Origin of the sequence: Phyllobacterium sp. 21LDTY02-6 (genome assembly GCF_023554255.2) — a bacterium.
Lineage (GTDB): Bacteria > Pseudomonadota > Alphaproteobacteria > Rhizobiales > Rhizobiaceae > Phyllobacterium.
This window is the reverse complement of record NZ_JAMJWD020000003.1, coordinates 204,168-224,024: the sequence shown is the minus strand read 5'-3', so window position 1 is coordinate 224,024 and position 19,857 is coordinate 204,168. Positions and strand designations below refer to the sequence as shown.

The following is a 19,857-nucleotide window of genomic DNA, read 5'->3' as shown; positions in this document are numbered from 1 at the left end:
GAAAAACTTGGCCGACGAACGAGTAATTCATGTTGTTTATCAGCATGTTGGCAGCATTCCGAGGCGAGTGCTAATTTTTCCTCGCCAGGCTCTTGAAATCGAAACATGGCCAAACCAGATCACCTGCGCCGATCGCTTGCACAAGGATCGGCGGCCCTTCGGAGAACCGGCAGGATCTCGGAGGGCGATGTTCATTATTGTTTGTCCAGGAGGAAAACATGACGTTCCAACCACTTCACGATCGCATACTCGTCAGGCGGGTCGAATCGACGTCGAAATCCGCCGGCGGAATCATCATCCCCGACACGGCGCAGGAAAAGCCGCAGGAGGGCGAGGTGATCGCGGTCGGTCGCGGCGCTCGCAATGAATCGGGTCAGGTGCAGCCGCTGGACGTGAAGGCGGGAGACCGCATCCTGTTCGGCAAATGGTCCGGCACCGAGATCAAGCTCAATGGCGAGGACCTGTTGATCATGAAGGAAAGCGACGTGCTTGGCATCATCGATGCGGAAGTCGTCGGGCAAAAGGCCGCTTGAGAACAGGACAGTCAATATTGCTGCCAAAGAGGAGTGAAAAATGGCTGCTAAGGAAGTGAAATTCAGTACGGAAGCGCGTGAACGGATGTTGCGCGGCGTCGATACCCTCGCCAATGCGGTGAAGGTCACGCTTGGCCCGAAGGGCCGCAATGTCGTCATCGACAAATCGTTCGGTGCGCCTCGCATCACCAAGGACGGCGTTTCGGTCGCAAAGGAAATCGAGCTCGAAGACAAGTTCGAGAACATGGGCGCGCAGATGTTGCGCGAGGTGGCGTCGAAGACCAACGACCTTGCCGGCGACGGCACGACGACGGCGACGGTGCTGGCGCAGGCGATCGTCAAGGAAGGCGCCAAGACGGTGGCTTCGGGCATCAATCCGATGGACCTGAAGCGCGGCATCGACCTGGCTGTCGATGCGGTCGTCGCCGATCTCAAGGGCAATGCCCGCAAGATATCGAACAATTCGGAAATCGCGCAGGTCGGCACCATTTCGGCCAATGGCGATGCCGAGATCGGCCGCTATCTCGCCGAGGCGATGGAGAAGGTCGGCAATGAAGGCGTGATCACCGTCGAGGAGGCGAAGACGGCGGAGACCGAGCTCGAAGTGGTCGAGGGCATGCAGTTCGACCGCGGCTACCTCTCGCCCTATTTCATCACCAACCAGGACAAGATGCGCGTGGAGCTGGAAGAGCCCTATGTGCTGATACATGAGAAGAAGCTTTCGAACCTCCAGTCGATGCTTCCCGTGCTCGAAGCCGTCGTGCAGTCGGGCAAGCCCCTGATCATCATCGCCGAGGACGTCGAAGGCGAGGCGCTTGCGACGCTCGTCGTCAACAAACTGCGCGGTGGCCTGAAGATCGCGGCCGTGAAGGCGCCGGGCTTCGGCGATCGCCGCAAGGCCATGCTCGAAGACATCGCCATCCTGACGGGCGGTACCGTCATTTCCGAAGACCTCGGCGTGAAGCTCGAGAATGTGACGCTGGAAATGCTCGGCCGCGCCAAGAAGGTCGTCATCGAGAAAGAGAACACCACCATTGTCGACGGTGCGGGTTCGAGAGCCGAGATCGATGGACGCGTGGCGCAGATCCGCGTGCAGATCGAGGAAACCACCTCCGACTACGACCGCGAGAAGCTGCAGGAGCGGCTGGCGAAGCTCGCAGGCGGCGTCGCCGTCATCCGCGTCGGCGGCTCGACCGAAGTCGAGGTCAAGGAGAAGAAGGACCGCGTCGACGACGCCCTCCATGCCACCCGCGCTGCGGTGGAGGAAGGCATACTTCCGGGCGGCGGCGTCGCGCTCCTGCGCGCGGTGAAGGCGCTCGAGGGCCTCGCCGCGGCCAATCAGGACCAGAAGGTCGGCATCGACATCGTTCGCAAGGCCATCGAGGCTCCGGTGCGCCAGATCGCCGAGAATGCCGGCGCGGAAGGTTCGATCGTCGTTGGCAAGCTGCGCGAGAAGAACGAGTTCTCGTGGGGCTGGAATGCCCAGACCGGTGAGTATGGCGATCTCTTTGCGCAGGGCGTTATCGACCCCGCCAAGGTGGTGCGCACCGCGCTGCAGGATGCGGCCTCCGTCGCCAGCCTCCTCGTGACGACCGAGGCCATGATCGCGGAGAAGCCGAAGAAGGAAGCGGCACCGGCGATGCCCGGACCCGGCGCCGGCATGGACTTCTGATCACCGGAGAGGCCCGTTCGCGGGCCTCTTTTCATCCTATTCGCCGGAATTCCTGCGTAGCACGTTCCCGAACAGGTCCTGTCCGGCAATATTGTCGGCAATATCCGTCAGTTTCGGGAACAGGCGGCGAAACGTGTCGCCGCCCGGGGTCCAGTTCCGCATCACCGCGATATAGAGGTCGAGTGCGCTCGGGTCCGAGCCGAGGAAATACGGCGTATCCGCCACGTCCTCGACCTGCCGCCAGAGGTCGAGGCGATGATCCTCCAGCGCCTTCCGGTAGCGCTTGTGGTTCGCTTCCGGCAATTGCCACCGCGCGGGATCGTCGCTGTAATTCCACGTCGGATAAATTTCGCTGACGATGAAGATCAACCATCGCAGGAACGCCGGCCGCTGCTTGTCCGCAACTGAGGGTGCAAGTTCGGCATCGGGAAATGTGTCGGCCAGGTGGAGTATGATCGCGGCGCTTTCCGTCAGGATTTCGCCGCTTGGCATGATCAGCGTCGGCACCTGTCCGAGAGGGTTCAGCTCCAGCAATCTGTCGCGATCCGGCCCCGGTTCGAGATAGGGGATCTCCTCGAGCTCATACTCCGCACCCGCCTGCAGCATGGCGAGTTCGATGATGGCGGAGCCGCAGCCCCGGGAGCCGATCAGGACATATTTTCCCATTTGCAATTACCCTCGCTGCGGTTCGATCGCGCCGGCTTGCGCGCGCCGTGGCCAGCCTATTTCCGCTCCGGCTTGCGGTCCAGCGGTTCCTCGGTCTTGTTGGCAGTATGCTGGTGATATTGCTCGGTCTCGATCCACTTTCCATCCGCACCCCGTTCGCGCGAGTGCTGCGCCTTGTCACGATTCGACAGGACCGTATTCGGCGCGATCTCGGTCACGTCCTGCTCGTCGGTCATCGCGCCGCCGCCGGTGCCCTTGCCTTGCGATCCGCGGCCGGAGTGTTTCTTGTCGGCATGTGCCATGGCCTGCTCCTTCGTGCCTCAACTCCTGTCTGCAACCGGCGCCGCGTCGAAATGTTCCCGGCGATCCGGCGCAGGCACGATTTCTGCTGCCGATGATGCTGGCCGATGGCGGCCATGTGGATTGGTCAGACGCTGGTGCGTCCGCTGCTGCCTTTCCCCCGTCCCATCCAGGGCAGGACGGCGTCGGCATCCTCCAATATGCCGGCGCGCTTGGCAAAGCCTTCAAAGGCGTGGCGCGCGACAGGCAAGGGCTTGTGGCCATCGAAAACATCGCAGCAGGCCTTCCAGGCGGTCTGGTAGATAAGGCCACGATCGGCTTCGGGCCAGTGGTCGAGAAAATCGAGCGCATCATCGAGCGAGGCGACCTCGCGTACGATGAAAGGGCGCTCCCGGACAAAGACGGGCCGGTCAAATATTCGTTCGTTCATCATATCCTCCGCATGGGTGAACGGGCTGTTCCTGGGAATTGCCGGACACGGCGACGCAGATATTTGTTCGCTTCACCCTTTGTTCAAGACCATAGCAGCCGAACGTCATAGCCTTGTGACGAAGCCCTCGTTTCGTGCGATGGGGAACCAGTATCCGCCATCGCGGTTGTACCAGACAGACGATCTGGAACTCAAAGGAGGCTCCAATGAGCAATTCGGGTACCACAACCAATCGCGGTACTATTCGCAAATGGGCCGAGTCCCGGGGCGGCCATCCTTCGGTGGTCCGCGCCGAGGGCGAAGGCGGCATCCTGCGCATCGATTTCGGCGAGCCGGACGAGGAATTCGAGCGCATAGACTGGGATGAATTCTTCGAGATATTCGACAGGAACAGGCTCGCCTTTCTCTACCAGGAGCGAACGGAGGATGGCTCCACCAGCCGTTTCAACAAGTTCGTCAACCGTGGCTAGCCCACGGCGCCGGGACCGATACGCCGCTGACTTTGCGGCGCGGCCGCCAGGTGGTATGAGTCGGCTAAAGGAATCTCGCTCGGCCGGATAGACGACCAGGTCAAACGGGCCCGGGCCCACCCGGGCCAGATCCGATCCGGGCGCCCAAAGGGAGACGCGCCGCTCATGCTAGGCTGGTTTCGCGCATTGCTGCCACGGGAAGATCGGTTCTTCGATCTTTTTGCACTTCATTCGAAGACGGTCGTGGAAGCGGCCGACGCGCTGCAGGCCCTGCTCGCCGGCGAGGGCGATATCGACGGCCATTGCGCGCGCATCGTCGAACTCGAGGACGAAGCCGACGAGATCACGCGGCAGGTGCTGCAGGCGGTGCGCCGCAGCTTCATAACGCCGTTCGATCGCAGCGACATCAAGGACCTCATCCAGTCGATGGACGACGCCATCGACATGATGCACAAGACCGTCAAGACGATCCAGCTATACGAGCAAAGGTCCTTCGATCCGCGCATGCGGGCGATGGGCGAACTGATCGCCGCCGCGGCGCGGCTGATCGCTGAGGCGGTGCCGCTGCTCGTCCGCGTCGGCACCAATGCCGCCCGTCTCGGCGCCATTGCCGAGGAAGTGGTGAGCCTCGAGGACAAGGCCGACCATCTCTACGATGCGGGCCTGAAGGATCTCTATCAGCGCCATGGCAAGTCCGATGCCATGGCCTTCATCATCGGCAGCGAGATCTATGGCGAGCTCGAAAAGGTCGTCGATCGCTTCGAGGATGTGGCGGACGAGATCAGCGGTATCGTGATCGAGAACATCTGATGGACGCGGCCCTCAGCCTGCCTTTGTTGATCGGCCTCGTCGGCATCGCGCTGTTCTTCGACTTCCTGAACGGGCTGCACGACGCGGCGAATTCCATCGCGACCATCGTCTCGACACGGGTGCTGCGGCCGCACTATGCGGTGGCCTGGGCGGCCTTCTTCAATTTCATCGCCTTCCTGTTCTTCGGCCTGCATGTCGCCGAAACGCTCGGCACCGGCATCATCGATGCGGGAAGCGTCACGCCGCGGCTGATCTTCGCGGCCCTGATGGGAGCGATTTCGTGGAACCTCATCACCTGGTTCTTCGGCATTCCGTCCAGCTCCTCCCATGCGCTCGTCGGCGGGCTCGTCGGCGCCGCCCTTGCCAGGACCGGGTTCGACGCCATCGTCTGGACCGGCCTGCTGAAGACCGTCAGCGCCATCTTCCTGTCGCCGGCCATCGGCTTCTTCCTGGCTCTGATGCTCGTCCTGCTCGTCTCCTGGCTGTTCGTACGCCAGACGCCGTTCGCGGTCGATCGCACGTTCCGCGGCCTGCAATTCGTCTCGGCATCGCTCTACTCGCTCGGCCATGGCGGCAATGATGCGCAGAAGACGATGGGGATCATCGCCGTGCTGCTGTTCTCCGAGGGCCATCTCGGCGGCGAGTTCCACGTGCCGTTCTGGGTGGTGATAACGTGCCAGTCGGCCATGGCGCTCGGGACATTGTTCGGCGGCTGGCGCATCGTTCACACCATGGGTTCGAGGATAACGCGGCTCAAGCCGATGCAGGGCTTCTGCGCCGAAACCGGCGGCGCCATCACGCTTTTCGGCGCGACATGGCTCGGCATTCCGGTGTCCACCACGCACACGATCACGGGCGCCATTGTCGGCGTCGGCGCGGCGCGGCGCGTTTCAGCCGTCCGTTGGCAACTCGCCGGCAATATCGTCGTCGCCTGGGTGCTGACGATGCCGGCGGCAGCGCTCGTCGCCGCCTGCTTCTACTGGCTGGGCGGTGTGGTCTAGGCTTCCGATGCAACGTTCCAAAGAGGGACTGCACAGTTGAATGCAGGAAGTCCGCACCACGCCCGCGAAATCGCGTCTGGTCATTGAAAATGGGGGAGACGGGCGGTCTTCAGCGCGTCGTAGTGGTATCAGGGTCGAGGTCCGAAGACCGCCCGCGACGTCTTTGCCTGCTATCATTGCGTTTGTCAGACGCAACAACCCGGAAACCGAAGCGCCACCTCCGTTTCCATCTGCAGTTTGCTGGATTATCGGGGTTGTCACTTCCGACCATCCGGCAACGCCATCCTTTCCCAGCAATCGAAACAGCACCGGAAGCTGCTCCCCCACTGGAAAGGACCTGCACAGAATAACCCGGTTTCAAACAGGGGGGATAAGTCTGTGCAATTTATTTTGGTTGCCGGAAGAAAAAAGAGCAAGATCAGTGGCTTGCAGGGCGAAATATTTTTTGAGGCCGAAAATCTATCCCACCGCGTGGGCCGAGAGGTGCAATAAACTCCCACGGCAGGCCCCTCGCTTCGCGTGAGGGAACAATGCACCCGCGTCCCCATTGAGTCTATTGCAATGGAATGCGAGGACGGGATGAAACACGCTGTAATCCTGCTCGAAGAGCCCAGGCAAGCCTGGCACAAGCACGCGACCCTTGTCAGTATCGGGAAACGGCTTGCGAAGCTGAAAGGCTGCGCGCTGATCGAAGATCCACCCGGCGACCATTGGGCGGACCGAGCCGGGAACTACTATCTGCCTGCATCGACATTGTCGCTCGACAGCTTGCCGGGCGACGGGCCGGGCTGGACACCGGCCGACCTTTTCGGCGGCGTGGTGCCGCATACATTCATGGCCAGCAAGATCATCACCCATCCGCTTCTGGGGCTCGGCGCGAGCGGTCCGGACGGCTGGAGCCATGTGTTTCCGCAGAAGGTCGGCGACGTGGCGCTCAGGGGCTTCGCCGTGTTCAGCCGCGCCGACCTCGTCGCCGCCGGCGAGCGGCTGCTGCGTTTTGGCCCGATCCGCGTGAAAGCCGGCCAGGCGGATGGCGGCAAGGGCCAGTATGAGTTCACCGAGGCGCGTGATCTCGCGAGCTGGGCCGGCGAAATCTCCGAACAGGCGTTCGAGGAAGGCTTCGTGCTCGAGGAGAACCTCGCCGAGGCGCGCACGTTCAGCGTCGGCCAGATCATCCTGGACGGGATGATGCTGACCTATATCGGCAAGCAGCGGGCGACCCGGGACAAGCGCGGCCGGGAGACCTATGGCGGCACGACGCTCTATGCCGTCCAGGGGGACTGGGATGCGCTGATCAGCCGGACCACGACTGCCCTCTCGCGGGAAATCATCGCGGCGGCCCGGTTTTATGACGATTGCGCCGCCAATATTCTCGGCATCGTGGCATCGCGCAGGAATTACGACGTGATCGTCGGGCAGGATGCCGGGGGGCGGAGACGGGTTGCCGTGCTGGAGCAGTCCTGGCGAACCGGCGGCGCCACGCCCGCCGAGATGCTGGCCCTGGAAACCTTCGCGCGGGAAGCGGATGTGGTGGCCGTGCGGGCGTCCTCGCATGAGGTGTTCGGCGCTGTCGGGACAGGCGATCCCTCGCATCGCATCTTTTGCAGCGGCGTCGATCCTGTCGAAGGGCCGATCACGAAATATGCAAAACTGGAGGTGAAATATCATGCACAGCAGCAAGATTGACATCGATGTCGATGCCCAGCGCATATCGGGAACCTTTGCGTTTCCGGATACGGGCATGCCCGGCGTGCTGTTTCTGCATGGATGGGCCGGAAGCCAGGAGCGCGATCTGCGGCGCGCCAAGGACATCGCCGCGCTTGGCAGCGTCTGCCTGACATTCGACATGCGCGGTCATGCGGCGACACTATCGCAGCAGCGCTACGTCACGCGCGGGGACAATCTCAACGATGCCTTGGCGGCCTATGACAGGCTGGCGGCGCATCCCGACATCGATCCGGATGCGATTGCGGTGATCGGCAGCAGCTATGGCGGCTATCTCGCCACCATCCTGACCTCGCTGCGGCCGGTGCGCTGGCTGGCGCTGCGCGTGCCCGCATTGTACCGCGATGCGGATTGGGATGTGCCGAAATATGCGCTCGACAAGGCGGACCTTGCCGAATACCGCTCGACCATCGTCATGCCGGCAGACAATAACGCGCTTTCCGTCAGCCGAAGGTTCAAGGGCGATGTGCTCATCGTCTCGTCGGAACATGACGAGATCGTCCCCCATGCCGCGATAGCCAGCTATCGCGCCGCCTTCATCAATGCGCGCTCGCTCACCGCGCGCATCATTTCGGGTGCAGACCACGCCCTCAGCCAGCCGGAAGGCCAGCGGGCCTATGATTCGCTGCTGCTCGAATGGTTCCGCGAGATGATCCTCGGTGCGCGGCGGTAGCGCCGCCAGTCGCCGCGGAACAATCGGGGCGACTGCCGGTTGGTGAACCACGGTTCGAGTTCGCCCCGACAGTCACAAGCCACCAGGGCACAAACCATCAGGGTACAAACCATCAGGGATCGACGACATGAGACGCCTCCCACGCGCTGTAATCATCATGATGCTGTTCGTGCTCACGGTGTTCGTCGCGGTCGTCGTCTTCTTTCTCACGGCCGCCATGCCGCCGGACCTGGAGAAACTGTCGTCGCCGGCCGTGCCCGCCGAAACGGCCGAACGCGTGGCCTGACGGACTGCTTGAACGCTAAGCTGTACTTGGACATGCAAAACCCCCGAAGGTTGATGTCCAACTTTCGGGGGTCAGTTCATCGAAGCGGGCTCCGGTATTGTCGCGGCGCCGGCCTAGTTCAGCCCGAGCTTGCCGCGCAGGGTGGAGAGATCTTCGGCGAGGGTATTTACCGCCGCCGCGAGCACGGCGCGATCGTCCTCGCTGAGCTTGTCGTAAAGCTCATAGCCTTCCGCCGTCTTGTACTTGCCGAGGGTCTCGTCGACCTTGTCGAAATTGGCCGAAACCTTGGTGATGAAATCACCTTCGTCCTTTTCGATCAGCGGACGCACGAGGTCGAATATCTTGCGCGAGCCGTCGAAATTGGCCTTGAAGTCCCAAAGATCGGTGTGGCTGTAGCGGTCTTCCTCGCCGGAAATCTTGGTGGCGGCAACTTCTTCCATCAGCACCGCCGCACCGCCGACGACCTTTTCCGGCGGAAGCGTCAGGTCGGTGATGCGCTTGTTGAGGTCGGTGACATCCGCCATGAGCTTGTCGGCGAACGGCGCCAGGTCCTTGGTGCTGTTCTCGGCGAAAAGACCATATTCGATGCGATGGAAACCGGTGAAGCCCGGGTCTTTCTCCGCCTTTTCATGATCGTCGGCGCGCGAGTCGATCGATGCGTCGAGATCGCTGAACAGTTCCGCGATGGGCTCGATGGCTTCATAGCTCATGCGCGTCGAACCGAAGAGCGATTTCGCCTTGTCGAGGTCGCCGGCCTTGACTGCATCGGTGAACTGCCTGGTATCGGCGACGAGCTTCTCGAGATTTTCCGACACGTAGATCTTGTAATCTGCGATCGGGCCGACCAGATCGAGCGGCGATACTTCCGCCCTCGCACCGGAAGAACCGGCGAGAACGGCAAATGCGAAAAGACTGGTCGACAGGATTCTGCTTGGTTTCATCGTGGTTCCTTAGGTTCTGGTGCCAGCCATTTGATGGCCAGCGGCTTCGAGAAGGGTGCGTCCGAGAAAATCTCTCTCGTCCCGGGCGCCGGGCAGCGCATAGAAAAACCCGCCGCCGATCGGTTTGATGTATTCTTCCAGGGGTTCGCCATCGAGCTGCCTCTGGACGGTGATGAACCCCTTTTCCAGATCGGCCTGGTAGCAGATGAACAGCAGGCCCTGTTCGAGCTGGCCGGATTTGCTGACGCCATTGGAATAGTTGAACGGACGGCGCAGGATCAGGTTTGCGTCGGAGCCCTTGCTGCGCTTGTTCGCCAGGCGGATATGGGCGTCCAGCGGCGTGATCGTGCCCTCGGGATCGCCGGCATAGTCGGGCAAATCCGCTTCCACCTTGCCGCCGAAGGGTGCGCCGGAGGCCTTCCTGCGTCCGATTATGCGCTCCTGCTCGCCGAGCGGCGTGCGGTCCCAGCGTTCGACGAAATTGCGGATGATGCGCACGACCTGATAGCTGCCGGCGACCGCCCATTGCGGTTCGCCGCTCTCGGCGGTGACCCAGACGATCCTGTCCATCAGCGCCTTGTCGTTCGCATCGGGATTGGCGGTGCCATCGCGGAAACCGAGGAAGTTCCGGGCTGTTTCATGGCTGCCATCGGGCTTCGGCGGCAAGACGGGCACCGAGCCCTCCTGTTTCCACCGCAGGACCATCAGGTCGGGCAGGTTCTTCAATATGTCGCGCAAGGCGTGGATATTGGTATCGGGCGTGTTGGAGCTGATCTGCAGCAGCAGGTCGCCATGGCAGAGATCGGCGTCGAGCGCATCGTTCGGCGATGCCGCCATGCGCGACAGTTGGACCGGCCTGTGCGCCGCAAGCCAGGAACGCTGTTCGAAGAAGGATGCACCCAGCGAGACCGTCATGGTGAGGTTGTCCGGCGGGATATCGGGGCCGAGCAGGCCGGAATCGGCCGGTGGCAGCTTGTCGTCGAGCTGGGGCGGGGCGCCGCCCTGCATGAGGAACGCTATCCGCTCCGTCAGCAGCCTGAACAGCCGCTCCACCTCGGTCGGCGACTTCGCCAGGACGTGAAACGCCGCCACCATGCCGGCGGCCGGGCGCGGCGTGACTATTCCCGGCTGGTGCAGGCCGTGAAATGGCTGGCGTTGCTGCGTCTTGTCGCTGACCGGAGCGTCGGTCACCTGTTCCCTGCCGATTTCGACGGCATGCGCTGCCGGAAGCTGGGCCGTCGCCAGCAGGCCACCGGCTCCGAACAGAACCTTGCGTCGGGTGGTCGCGAAGTTATCGCCGTCCTTTGCCATCACTCAAGTCCCAATGCTGCATTCAGCTTGCCAATGGAATCGCCGACCGCCCGCGCCTTGCCGGCGAGAGCCTGCCTGTCGTCCGCAGCCACCGCCGCGTAAGCCGGGAAGCCGTCGGAGCCGCGCAGCGCCGCCAATGCGCCGGCCATCTCGGCCGTGGTCTTTTCGATATCCGCCACGGCGGCGGCATTCGCTTCGATCGCGACCGGCCGGAGCAAGGCCATCATTCGCGTCACGCCATCGAGATTGGCGGAGAAATCGGCAAGGTCGGTCTGCGAGTAATGATCGTGCCCGCTCGCAATGCGGTTCTCGCCCAGCATCCGCATCAGGCGCGCCGACCCTTTTGCGATCTGTTCGGGCGGTATGCGCAGGCCGCGCAGCCGGTCCTTCAGGGTGGCGATATCTGCGACGAGCCTGTCCGCGACGGGCGCCAGCCCGTCCGTGCTGTTCTGCGCAAAAAGCCCGTATTCGAGGCGATGAAAGCCCGTGAAAGCGGGATCGGCCTCGCGTTTTTCAAGATAATCGGCAACGGGATCGATCATATTGTGCAGGTCCGCGAACATGTCGGCCATCGGCTCGATCGCTTTGTAGGGAACCCTTGCCGCCTGGTAGGCCGCTCTGGCGCCATCGAGATCGCCGGCCTTGACGGCCTCGTCCAGCGCCTTGCTCGCCTTGGCGAGCGTGTTCACCTGGGTGACGAGGAATACCTGGAGTTCGGCCAGCGGACCGATGAAGGCCGAAACCGACGGCCGCGCCGCCTCCGCATCGGACTCGGCCGATGGCGTCACATGCAGGCTGCCGCGCGGGCTGCTCAACAGGCCGCAGGTGATCTCATAATCGCCGGCCCGCAGCTTGGCCTCCATCGTCTGGCTGAAGCCCGGAACGATGTTCTCGCGCTCTTCGACGACCATGACGCCATCGAGGATTTCCCATTCCAGCGCGCGGTCGGATTCGTTGACGATCTTGAAGGTCGAGCGCCCGGCAGGCACGGTAATGTCATTGGGCGTGCACGCACCATCCTTGATGGTGACAAGGATGGCATTGCCGGCGCTTTGCCCGGCAAGCTTCGCGGAGGCAAGGTAGAAAGCGACGCCGCCTGCAACCACCAGCAGTGCGGCCCCGGCAACCGCGAGACGCAGCAGCTTCGATGACGGGGCGGGCGAGGGGGGCTGCTGTTGCATGGAGCGCTTTCGTCAATTCGTTGCGGTTGGGGACTGTGCGACACGCTTGCCGGCACTCGGAGGCCGAAGAAACAGATAGAGGCTGACGACGAGGAAACCGGCATAGCCGATCGCCTCTCCGAGCGTCGGCGTGTCGTTATATCCGAATATGCCGGAGAGAACGGTGCCCAACGGACCACCGGCCGGAAGCACGTTGCTCAGGTCGAAGATCACCGTCTGAAGCCCGTTCCAGACGCCTGCCTCGTGCAATTGGCGGATGGCGCCCGCCAGGATGCCGGCGGCGACGACGAGGATGAAAATGCCGGTCCAATAGAAGAAGCGGCGCAGATCGAGCCGGATGCCGCCCGCATAGATGCCGTAGCCGATGACGACGGAGACGACAATGCCGAGCAGCGCGCCGAGCGGGGCATGGCCGCTGGTGCTCTGCTGAAAGATCGCCAGCAGGAAGAACACGGATTCGAGTCCTTCCCGCGCCACGGCGAAGAACACCATGCCGATCAGGGCCGTTGCGCCGCCCTTCGAATGGCCAAGCGCCGAATCGATCGAAGCGTGGAGTTCGTGCCTGATCGAGCGCGCCGCCTTCCGCATCCAGAACACCATGGAGCAGAGTATGATGACGGCGACGATGCCGATGATCGCCTCGAAAAGTTCCTGTGCCTTCTGGGGGAATTGAGCGCTGGCGAGCTGCAAGGCAGCGCCGGTGAACAGGGACAGCGCGACCGCCAGAAGAATTCCGACCCAGATGGCGGGTAGCCATGCGCCGCGTCCCGTCTGTTTCAGATAGGTCGCAACGATGCCCACTATCAGGGCAGCTTCGATGCCTTCACGAAGCATGATTAAAAACGGAACCAACATTAGTATCTCCGGCGCTCAAAATACCCGCAATGCCGGGCCGCGCCGCAGAACTCATAGCTGTTCAGAGAAAACGAAGCAATAACAATATATTAGAAGAATTCTAATTCACAATGCCAGCATTTTTCGCAGTGTTTTCCGCATGTTGACGGCAATAGTCATGATTTATTGTCGGCAGATCCGCGGCGGGCGGCAGGAAACCGCCCGCGCGATGGCGGCGCGGTCAACCCGTGCGCGCCACCTGCAGCCGCTGCAGGGTCGAGTTCGCCCAGTCCCAATCGGGGGCGAGCTCGGTTCCGCGAAGCGCGGCCTCCGCCGCCTTGTCGCGATCGCCGCCGATCTCATAGAGCTGCGAACGCAACAGGTAGATTTCGGCGCGCTGGCGCGCCTGGAACAGGCTTTCCAGCAGGCGATCGGTGGCGAGGATGCCCTGTTCCGGCCGTGTCTTGGTCCGCACCCGCAGATTGGCGAGTTTCAGCAAGGGCCAGGTCCATTCCGGCTTGGCATCTGAAGCGCGGGCGAATGCCTCGGCGGCATCCTCCGTGGCGTCCAGCGCTTCGTGGCAGCGTCCGAGCAATTGCCAGGCATCGGCCGAGTCGGGCCGCCTGGCGATGTATTCACGCAGGATATCGACGCATGGTCCGTAATTCTGCTGCCGGAACAGCACCTGCGCCAGCTGGTAGCTCCACCAGTCGACGCTGCTGTCGAGCTCGATCGCCTTGCGCAGCTGCGCCTCCGCCTTTTCAGGCTGTTCGAGGCGCATGAAGGTAAGAGCGAGCTGATGACGCGCCCGGGCGTTCCAGGGCTGCGCGGCGACGGCTTTCTCGGCAAACACCTTCGCCTCGTCCAGATTTTCGCCGAGACGCGACAGTTCGACGGAAATCAGGTGCTGCGCCTCGGGATTGGCCGGATGAACGCGTTTCAGCTCGGCGAGCAGCTCGGCGCTGACGGACTTGCCCATATGGGCGCTGAGCAGCGCCTCATAGATCGGGCGCACCGGCAATATGCGCTTTTCGGCAGCGACGGTCTGCTGCGAGGCCGCGGCAAGGTCGTCCTTGGACAAAAGCCGCAGCTTGCCGCGGACCACCGACGCATAGGTGAAATAGGGCGTGTCCACGGGTGGCTCGATGAGGAAGCGCTCGACGAATTCGGACAGGACCACATCGGGCCGGTATGCCTCGATGAGCTCCCGGTCGAAGGATTTGCCGTAGATGTAGACGAGCGTGCTGAAGCTTTCCTTGAGGTAGGGAAGCAGGTTGCCGCCGAAGGAATCGCCGAACATGACGCAGCGCGGCAGGGTGCTGTCCTTGTTGACGAACACGCGGATACGGCCGCGATTGGGAATGCGATTGTCGAATTCCATCTTGCCGGCAGGATTGGCGATGCGTGCCGACAGGGTCGGAGCCGACACCGGAGGCTCGAACTTGACGCCGAGATCGCCGACATAGGGCACTTCCTCGAAGGATACGCGCGAATTCTCCAGCCGCAGCGGCTCGATGCCGGCGCGCGAAAGCCCCTCGCAGATGGCCTGGTAGCCGACATAGGCGCCATAGCCGCTCCAATGCGTATCGGTCTTGGGGTAGGTGAGACCGCCGGCCTTCGCCGCCTTGAGCGCCTCGAGCGGATAGATGATGCGCGACGCGCGCTGCGGGGTGAGCGCACGCAGGATCTGGTTGATGGGCCGCTTTTCCGAAAGCTCCACCCAGTCCGGCAATTGCTCGTCATAGACGAGCTCCTTGTTGGGGGCGACGAAAACCAGATGCTGGGCGCCAAGCGCCTCCACATAGGCGTCACGCTCGGCAATCAGGTTGCGCCATGCCTCGACGCCCTGGGCGTCCAGGCTGTGACGGCCGGTGATCTGGTCGATCACCCGATTGGAATCGTGGTCGAGGAAAATCCAGCCGTCCTTGCCGAGCAGGTATTTCTTGCTCTTGTCGGCCCGCGAGGTTGAGGTGAAATCATCGGTCATGAACATCTCCAAACTGGCGATTGCTGCCATTCGGTATTCTGAAAGACGCGGATACTACGAATTGAGGTAGCCGCGCCGTTTACGTCCCCGTCATCCTTGCCTGCGAAAGAGGCAACTGCATTGCTGAACAGAAGTTGGGCGGGAGTATGGGCGAAGTCGTTGGGCGCTTCGAATATCTTCCGGTCGTCGAAGAAGAACTGGAACTGGTCCTCGCTCCACAGCATCGCATAGCGGTGGAAGTCGTCGGCCAGCTTGCGCCGCGGCCGGAACTTCGTCGACAGCACCTTCTTGATCGGTAGCCACTGCCGCGCCGTCACCTGCACCACGCTTGGATATTTCGCCTCCACGACATCGAGCTCGAAGCGTTTGTCGCCCTCGCTCTCCGGCACGGAAGTCAGCCAGAACGCATTGTTCACGCCCGGCTCATTGGCAATGCGCATGTCGCATTCGAAATAGCCATAGCATTGGCGGAAGTCCCGCGTGCGCACATAGCCGCCGGTAAAGGGCCGCTTGCCCTGCTTGTCATTGTCGTTGCGGCCAAGCTTCAGGGAAAGGCCGGAACTCGACAGGGCGACGTTTGCGGGCTTGCGGACGGATTTCGTCTCGCCGCCACTGTCGGTCACCTTGATCCAGCGCTCGTCGAAGCCGGCATTGTCGTTGAAACTGTCATTGAAGGATATCTGCCAGTGGCCCGGCACCCCCTGCAGGACTGTGGGGACGTCCGTACAGAGGGCGCGGGCGAGGCTGGGCCGGGCAAGCAGCCCGGCCGACGCGATCCCGAACCCTGCCAGGCCGAGGAAGGAGCGCCGGCTGAGCTCGCTGCGGCCCTGCCTCATACGGCAACCTTGTTCTGCTGCGCCTCCTTGAGGCTGCGCAAGGTCGTTTCGAGGTTCCAGGCGCGGTTGCGCAGGACTTCCACTTCACCGGTCATGAAGTCGATCTCGCTGCGGAACCAGGACACCGCTTCGTGGATGTTGTGCGGCACCTGAACGAGATTGGGCACCGAAAGCGGCTTGTCGGCCGGCGTAGCCACGGGCTTCGGCAGCACGTGGTTCAGCTTGTTCTCGGTGAGGAAGCGATGATATTCCGCGAAGTTCTGGCGATAAATGTGCTGAACCTTGGTGAAATCCGCGCGCTCGAGCAGTTTTTCGAGGTTGATCGGCAGATAATCCTCGATCTCGACGGAAGGAATTGCGAAGAGCGAAGACAATTCGCGGATGCGGGAATCATAGGTGAAGAAGATCGCCGGAATGCCTTGATGCAGCGCGATGACGTTGCCATGCAGGCGGAAGCCCACCATCACATCCACATTGGCCGCGGCATCGGCAGCCCATTCGTCGATGTCGAAGAAGGCGCTCATCCGGTTGTTCAGCATCTCTTCCGCTTCGGCATGGCCGAGCAGATTGAACTTGGTCAGGATCGCCTTGATGTTGTCCTGCTTCTCCTTGTCGCTGGAGAAGATGGCGAGTGTTTCCTCGCGCTCGCCCTGCGAATAGAGCTTGCTCGATGGCCGCTTGGCGACGGCGTCGATCAGGGCGCGCTGCATGCGGTTGGTCTTCGTCGCATTGCTGGCATAGTCGGCCGAGAGATATTTGTTCAGCGTCAGGCCGATACGAGCCTGGGCCGGGTCGATCGGCTTGATCGTGATCGAGGGCTTCAGCGAACGATAGAAGCTCGGGCAGCCGATGACACGCACGTTCTTGATGCCGAGATCGTTGAAGATTTCGGCGCTGTAGAAACCGCGCACGCCGATCGTCTCGCACTTGTCGGCGATGATCTTCCACGCTTCCACGGTGCCTTTCGGCACTTCGAGCTTCTTGTACTTGCCTGCCTGGGCGCCGACGCCGATAGCGACGACCGGACCCTTCAGCTTCTTCAGCAGCGGGACCACATGGCCGAGATCCACCGTTTCGGTCAGGTAGTTGGAGCCGCGCACAACAGTGGCGTCGTAGCTGCCATCTTGCGGCCACAGCTTCTCATTGCCCGCATGCGAGAACTGCACGTTGCGGATTTCGTCATAGGCAAGCGCCTTGAGCGTGGCGTCATAGACGAGAACGTCGCCCGTGTTGATGCCGCCCTTGTTGAAGGCTGCGAGCGGGTCTTCAAATTTCAGATAAGCGGCCTTGTTGCCGGGCTTAACTGCTGCACCGCCATTGAGAACGAAAAGTTTCTTCATCACTAGTTCCTCAGATTATTCATATTGGCTGACCCGGCAGCAGCGATCTGCCGCGGCCTGATTTCGGTAATTTCATCGCGTTGGGTTTCGTCACGCTGATTGCGCGGGAAGGTGGAGGGGCGCGGCGACGAAGCTGGCGGCGCGTGCTCCACCACCTTCAATTCCGGTTCCGGCGCGGAAACGAAACGATCCGCGAACCAGGCCTTCAACTGCTTGACAAAGGGTTCGACGCTCAACTCCCAGGCAAGCGCACCGCCGCGCTGCGCTGCCGCTTCGGAAAGCCTGCCGAGGGCTTCGGTATCCTCGGCAAGCGCCGCGATGGCGGCGGCGAGTTCGCGGCTGATGACGGTATCGTCGGTGGAGTGGATCAACAGGCCATCGACGCCATGGTCGATCAACTCTTCCACCGCGCCGACGGCAGTCGCTATCGGAACGCAGCCGAGACGCTGGGCCTCGATGATGGTCAGCGGCGCGCCTTCCCAGCGCGACGGCAGGACGACGACATCCGCCCATGCAAAGGCGCGGTTGAGGTGACGGCTCGAAAATACCGGCGGCTCGACCTGGACGCCGATCTCGGCGAACCGCTCTTTCCACGATCCTCCGGCACCCGCATCCATCACGTCGCTGCCGATGATCTTCCAGTCGACCGGCGCCGAGGCTTCGTTCAGATCGCGCACCGCCGCATAAAGACGCTCGATGCCTTTCTGCGCGTCGAGACGGCCGAGGAACAGCACGTTGAGCCTGCCCTTGGCCGGACGGCTCTTGCGCGCCGCCAGCAGCGTCTCGCGCTCCTTTGGCGCAAGCGCATAGCTTGCGGCATTCTGGATATGCATGAGCTTCTGGTGCGGAACGCCCATGCCATGCAGCCATTCCACCATGTCCATCGAACAGGTGAGGATCGTGTCGTAGACATGTTCGAAGGCGAGCGTCAGATAGGGGTGGCCGGCGTCGCGGCCCATCTTCGACTTGTCGAGCACATGCACATAGTTGACGACCTTGACGCCGCGCCGGCGCAGGTCGCCCAATAGCGCATTGACCGGTGCCACCTGATTGTTGATCACGACGTCGAGGCCCGACAGGAAGCCCATGATCTGCTCGGCCTTGGCGGCCTCGTCATGCCCCATCAATATATCGTGCCCGGCAAACTGATTGGGGCCGCCCCAGAGCGGATAATCGTCGGCGAGGAAATTGATTGTCTTGAACACGCCGTCATTCTCGGGAATGCGGTTGTAGACGGCCTTGCCGAAAATATAGAGATGGACTTCGCAGCCGGCGCTCTTGAGCGCCTGCGCCGCGGCATAGGCCACCTTTTCGACGCCGCCGAAGCTGGCGATGGGCAGCAGGAAACCGACGCGGATGGGATTGGCCGGCTGCGGCAGGCGCGGCATTACCGGCTTTGCGCCGACCGCATGGCGCAGCAATTCGAAATAACGGCTGCGATTGGGAAAATAGACCGAGCGCCACAGCCAGCGATCCTTCGGCCGCGACCGGTAGCCGGAATCGCGCAGGGCGCCGAGCGTCGCAAGCAGCGCATTGGTCGAGGAGAGTGCCGTGCTCTGCATCTCGCGCGCGGTGAAGGGTGCGCTGATGACGATCTCGACGACATTCGGGGCCGGAACCGGCTTGTTCAACGATCGCGCCCAGTCATCGGACGTATCGTCCGCGCATGTGGAGAATATGTCGAACGTGCACATCCAGCCGAACGGCTTGTCCGCCAGCGGTTCGTTCTCGCCGATGTTGCGGATATCGATGCCGACCTTGGCATTGCTGCGCTCGAACCGTATGGCGATGAAGTGATGCTTCTGCGCCAGCCGCTCGCCGATCCACAGCAGATTGTGTATGAGGCCGAGGCGCGTCAGTGCTTCCCGGTGCGCCGCCGTCATCCACAACATGAAGGGCGGCACGCCGAACGTCTCTGGCTCGGCCTTCGCGGCCCAGAACCGCGTCACGAAATCTTCAAGGCTGCACTTGTCGTAAGGCGAAGCCGGGTCGGTGAACATGTCCACCGCATAGGCGCCCATGCCTATCGCGGCATAGCGCGGCGCTTCGCTATGTTCCCATTCGAGCAGGGTTTCCGCCGCGAACAGCTTCTTGTGCTTCTGGCGGATGTAAGTGAGGATGCCCTCGCGCGTACGGTTTGAATCGCGCAGCATGCTCTCGGCGCGCTGCCGGTATTCAAAGCCGAAAAACGGATAATTGGCGCCGAGAAAGCCGCGCCCGATGGCCTGCAGCCAGAAGTCCCAATCCTCGAAGCCGGACTTCATGGCTTCGTCGAAGCGTATTCCGGCGTCGAGCATCCTTCTCGATACCAGGCTGCCGGCCTCGCAAATATTGTCGAAGGTTAGATGCAGCAACCGCGAGTATTGGGTTGTATAATTGCCATTCCACTCGATGCCGAACTTGTCGATATTGGGGTATATCCAGTCGACCTTGTCGTTGGACTTCATGTAGGCAAGGATGTCGCGAAGCGCGGTAGGCGTTATGCGATTGTCGGCGTCGAGGAAATATACCGCTTCGAGTTCATCGAAGTTGCGCAGGGCGAATTCGATCCCGTAGTTTCGCGCCGAGCTCAGGCCGCCATTGGCCTTGCGCAGATAGAACACATTGTCATGCGCGAGCGCGTAGGTGCGGCCGACTTCCGCCGTTTCGGGGAATGGGCAGCCATCATCGACGATGAGGATCGCAATGTCATAGGGCGCCTGCTGGGCCAAAGCGGATTCGATTGCTTCCGCCAGAAGAACCGAATGCTTGAAAACCGGAATGATGACAGCGATTCTTGGGCGAAATGGCCCCTCCGCATCGCCCTCTTGGGTTTGCGTGGCGTTCTGATCGCGCAAGCGGCTTATCTGGTCCAGCATGAA

Annotated in this window: 19 protein-coding genes; 8 read left to right on the top strand and 11 right to left on the bottom strand. The window is 62.0% G+C overall.

Features of this window, described 5'->3' with window-relative positions:
- Positions 1 to 218 precede the first annotated feature (218 nt).
- Positions 219 to 533 carry a co-chaperone GroES gene (locus M8997_RS12520; protein ID WP_250017503.1) on the top strand — a complete coding sequence of 105 codons (315 nt, stop codon included), beginning with the start codon at positions 219 to 221 and terminating at the stop codon, positions 531 to 533.
- A 40-nt stretch (positions 534 to 573) separates the two neighbouring features.
- Positions 574 to 2,205, top strand: a complete 1,632-nt coding sequence (groL, locus tag M8997_RS12515) for a chaperonin GroEL (RefSeq protein ID WP_250017505.1) — start codon at positions 574 to 576, stop codon at positions 2,203 to 2,205.
- A 36-nt stretch (positions 2,206 to 2,241) separates the two neighbouring features.
- On the opposite strand, the gene M8997_RS12510 is transcribed toward groL, so the two are convergent.
- The 3 genes from M8997_RS12510 to M8997_RS12500 form a co-directional block, all read right to left on the bottom strand.
- Positions 2,242 to 2,871: a glutathione S-transferase family protein gene (locus tag M8997_RS12510; RefSeq protein ID WP_250017508.1), complete on the bottom strand. Its 630-nt coding sequence runs from the start codon at positions 2,869 to 2,871 to the stop codon at positions 2,242 to 2,244.
- Positions 2,872 to 2,927: 56 nt separating this feature from the next.
- Positions 2,928 to 3,173 carry a hypothetical protein gene (locus M8997_RS12505; protein ID WP_250017519.1) on the bottom strand — a complete coding sequence of 82 codons (246 nt, stop codon included), beginning with the start codon at positions 3,171 to 3,173 and terminating at the stop codon, positions 2,928 to 2,930.
- Positions 3,174 to 3,298: 125 nt separating this feature from the next.
- Positions 3,299 to 3,601 (bottom strand): DUF982 domain-containing protein, encoded by a 303-nt coding sequence (locus M8997_RS12500; protein WP_250017522.1) that lies wholly within the window; start codon positions 3,599 to 3,601, stop codon positions 3,299 to 3,301.
- Between the two features lie 206 nt (positions 3,602 to 3,807).
- On the opposite strand from M8997_RS12500, the gene M8997_RS12495 reads away from it, so the two are divergent.
- The 6 genes from M8997_RS12495 (at position 3,808) to M8997_RS12470 (ending at position 8,566) form a co-directional block, all read left to right on the top strand.
- Complete coding sequence (locus tag M8997_RS12495) at positions 3,808 to 4,071, top strand: hypothetical protein (protein ID WP_250017525.1); 264 nt, start codon at positions 3,808 to 3,810, stop codon at positions 4,069 to 4,071.
- 165 nt (positions 4,072 to 4,236) lie between these two features.
- Positions 4,237 to 4,881, top strand: coding sequence for a DUF47 domain-containing protein (locus M8997_RS12490; RefSeq protein WP_250017527.1), 645 nt, complete (start codon positions 4,237 to 4,239; stop codon positions 4,879 to 4,881).
- Entirely contained in the window at positions 4,881 to 5,882 is a 1,002-nt protein-coding gene (locus tag M8997_RS12485) for an inorganic phosphate transporter (RefSeq protein WP_250017529.1), read from the top strand. Before M8997_RS12490 ends, M8997_RS12485 begins: the two co-directional genes overlap by 1 nt.
- Positions 5,883 to 6,461: 579 nt before the next feature.
- A complete protein-coding gene (locus M8997_RS12480) occupies positions 6,462 to 7,568 on the top strand; it encodes a DUF3182 family protein (RefSeq protein WP_250017531.1) in 1,107 nt (368 codons plus the stop codon).
- Complete coding sequence (locus M8997_RS12475) at positions 7,549 to 8,280, top strand: S9 family peptidase (protein WP_250017533.1); 732 nt, start codon at positions 7,549 to 7,551, stop codon at positions 8,278 to 8,280. The genes M8997_RS12480 and M8997_RS12475 overlap by 20 nt, the downstream gene beginning before the upstream one ends.
- Positions 8,281 to 8,407: 127 nt before the next feature.
- The gene (locus M8997_RS12470) at positions 8,408 to 8,566 is read left to right on the top strand and encodes a hypothetical protein (RefSeq protein ID WP_250017535.1); all 159 of its coding nucleotides are present in this window, start codon (positions 8,408 to 8,410) and stop codon (positions 8,564 to 8,566) included.
- A 113-nt stretch (positions 8,567 to 8,679) separates the two neighbouring features.
- Here M8997_RS12470 and efeO (M8997_RS12465) read toward each other — a convergent pair whose 3' ends face one another.
- From efeO (M8997_RS12465) to M8997_RS12430, 8 genes are all read right to left on the bottom strand, one after another.
- Positions 8,680 to 9,507, bottom strand: a complete 828-nt coding sequence (gene efeO / locus M8997_RS12465) for an iron uptake system protein EfeO (protein ID WP_250017538.1) — start codon at positions 9,505 to 9,507, stop codon at positions 8,680 to 8,682.
- 9 nt (positions 9,508 to 9,516) lie between these two features.
- Positions 9,517 to 10,818, bottom strand: a complete 1,302-nt coding sequence (gene efeB, locus M8997_RS12460; RefSeq protein WP_250017540.1) for an iron uptake transporter deferrochelatase/peroxidase subunit — start codon at positions 10,816 to 10,818, stop codon at positions 9,517 to 9,519.
- On the bottom strand, positions 10,818 to 11,999 hold the full coding sequence (gene efeO / locus M8997_RS12455) for an iron uptake system protein EfeO (protein WP_250017542.1): 1,182 nt from the start codon (positions 11,997 to 11,999) through the stop codon (positions 10,818 to 10,820). Before efeO (M8997_RS12455) ends, efeB begins: the two co-directional genes overlap by 1 nt.
- A 12-nt stretch (positions 12,000 to 12,011) precedes the next feature.
- A complete protein-coding gene (efeU, locus tag M8997_RS12450) occupies positions 12,012 to 12,854 on the bottom strand; it encodes an iron uptake transporter permease EfeU (protein WP_250017544.1) in 843 nt (280 codons plus the stop codon).
- Positions 12,855 to 13,074: 220 nt separating this feature from the next.
- Positions 13,075 to 14,820, bottom strand: coding sequence for a tetratricopeptide repeat protein (locus tag M8997_RS12445; protein ID WP_250017547.1), 1,746 nt, complete (start codon positions 14,818 to 14,820; stop codon positions 13,075 to 13,077).
- On the bottom strand, positions 14,817 to 15,656 hold the full coding sequence (locus M8997_RS12440) for a family 16 glycosylhydrolase (RefSeq protein ID WP_250017557.1): 840 nt from the start codon (positions 15,654 to 15,656) through the stop codon (positions 14,817 to 14,819). The genes M8997_RS12445 and M8997_RS12440 overlap by 4 nt, the downstream gene beginning before the upstream one ends.
- Positions 15,653 to 16,996 (bottom strand): polysaccharide pyruvyl transferase family protein, encoded by a 1,344-nt coding sequence (locus M8997_RS12435; RefSeq protein WP_250017559.1) that lies wholly within the window; start codon positions 16,994 to 16,996, stop codon positions 15,653 to 15,655. Before M8997_RS12435 ends, M8997_RS12440 begins: the two co-directional genes overlap by 4 nt.
- 2 nt (positions 16,997 to 16,998) lie before the next feature.
- Positions 16,999 to 19,854, bottom strand: a complete 2,856-nt coding sequence (locus M8997_RS12430) for a glycosyltransferase (RefSeq protein ID WP_250017561.1) — start codon at positions 19,852 to 19,854, stop codon at positions 16,999 to 17,001.
- Positions 19,855 to 19,857: the final 3 nt, after the last annotated feature.